The organism is Kineococcus indalonis, from assembly GCF_009906395.1.
GTDB lineage: Bacteria > Actinomycetota > Actinomycetes > Actinomycetales > Kineococcaceae > Kineococcus > Kineococcus indalonis.
In genome coordinates this window covers 1-1,683 of record NZ_JAAALM010000693.1, presented here as the reverse complement: position 1 = coordinate 1,683, position 1,683 = coordinate 1, and the positions used below count along the sequence as shown (strand labels likewise).

General features: G+C 72.5%; 1 protein-coding gene. It reads left to right on the top strand.

The genetic code is table 11. The annotated features are described in order from the left end of the window. Positions 1-190: 190 nt before the first annotated feature. The gene (locus tag GTR00_RS20335; RefSeq protein WP_166613348.1) at positions 191-1,579 is read left to right on the top strand and encodes an ABC transporter substrate-binding protein; all 1,389 of its coding nucleotides are present in this window, start codon (positions 191-193) and stop codon (positions 1,577-1,579) included. Positions 1,580-1,683 lie beyond the last annotated feature (104 nt).

Below are 1,683 nucleotides of genomic sequence, written 5' to 3'. Positions count from 1 at the left end.
GTGCTCACGGCGCCAGTGTGGGCGGCGCGCGCGGGCCCGCGCGTCCGCCGTCCGTCGCGACCGCGGCGCCCGCTCGCCGCACCCGGGTCGTGTCCGCGCCGTGATCGGGCAGTGCGTGCGGGGGCCCGCGGCGTAGGTCATCATGGTCCGGCCCGTGCGGCGAAGGTGCCGCACCTGAGAGGAGAACCCCATGACCGTCCTGACCCGCGCCCGGCGCCTGGCGCTGCTGGCCGGCGGCCTCGGGCTGGTGCTCACCGTGAACGCCTGCGCAACGGCCGAGGAGGCCGGGGTCGACGAGGGCGCCGGTGCCGGCACCGACGTCACGAGCAGCGAGATCGACTGCTCGCAGTTCGAGCAGTTCGGCAACGAGCTCGACGGCACGGAGGTGGAGGTCTACACCTCCATCGTCACCCCCGAGGACCAGCCGTTCCTGGACACGTTCGCCCCCTTCACCGAGTGCACCGGCATCACGGTGAACTACAACGGCACCAAGCAGTTCGAGGCGCAGCTGCCCGTGCGCGTGCAGAGCGGCAACGCCCCGGACATCGCCTTCCTGCCCCAGCCGGGCCTGCTGGCCCAGATGGTCTCCACCGGCGAGGTCGTCGCGCCGCCGCAGGCGGTGGCCGACAACGTCGAGCAGGACTGGAGCGAGGCCTGGCGCGAGTACGGCTCCGTCGACGGCACGTTCTACGCGGCCCCGCTGGGCGCCAACACCAAGTCCTTCGTGTGGTACTCGCCCAAGGCGTTCACCGAGGCCGGCTACGAGGTCCCGAAGACCTGGGACGAGATGATCGCCCTGACCGAGCGGATGGTGGCGGACGACCCCGCCGTGAAGCCGTGGTGCGCGGGCATCAACTCCGGCGAGGCCACCGGCTGGCCGGCCACCGACTGGCTCGAGGACGTCGTCCTGCACGAGTACGGCCCCGACGTCTACGACCAGTGGATCGCGCACGAGATCCCGTTCAACGACCCGCGGATCGTCGCGGCGCTGGACCGCGTGGGCACGATCCTGCGCGACCCCGCCTACGTCAACGGCGGGTTCGGCGACGTCAGCTCCATCGCCACCACCACCTTCCAGGACGCCGGCGTGCCCATCACGCAGGGCAACTGCTGGCTGCACCGGCAGGCGTCCTTCTACCAGGCCAACTGGCCCTCGGGCACGGAGGTCGCCGAGGACGGCGACGTCTTCGCCTTCCCCTTCCCCACCATCGGCTCCAACGGACCGTCCGTCGTGGGCGGCGGCGAGTTCGTCGCGGCGTTCGACGACCGCCCCGAGGTGCAGGCGCTGCAGTACTACCTGTCGACCTCGGACTGGGTGAACCTCAAGGCCAAGGCGTCCGGCCCGGGCTGGCTGAGCGCCAACACCGGCCTGGACGTCAGCAACCTCACCAGCCCGATCGACCGGCTGGCCGCCGAGCAGCTGCAGGACGAGGGCACCGTCTTCCGCTTCGACGCCTCCGACCTCATGCCGGCCGCCATCGGCTCGGCCGCGGAGTGGAAGGAGCTGACCGCCTGGATCGCCAGCGGCCAGCCCACCCAGACGACGCTGGACAACATCGAGGCCGCCTGGCCGAAGTGACGGGCGCACCGCCGCGGTGACGGCCGACCGGCCGCGCTGACGGCCGCACCGCGCCGCACGGGGGCCGGGCACCGACGAGGTGCCCGGCCCCACCCCTCTCCCCC

Bases quoted from the DNA above. Each gene is read 5' to 3' on its own strand.
- GTR00_RS20335 (WP_166613348.1), top strand. From the start codon at position 191: ATGACCGTCCTGACCCGCGCCCGGCGCCTGGCGCTGCTGGCCGGCGGC.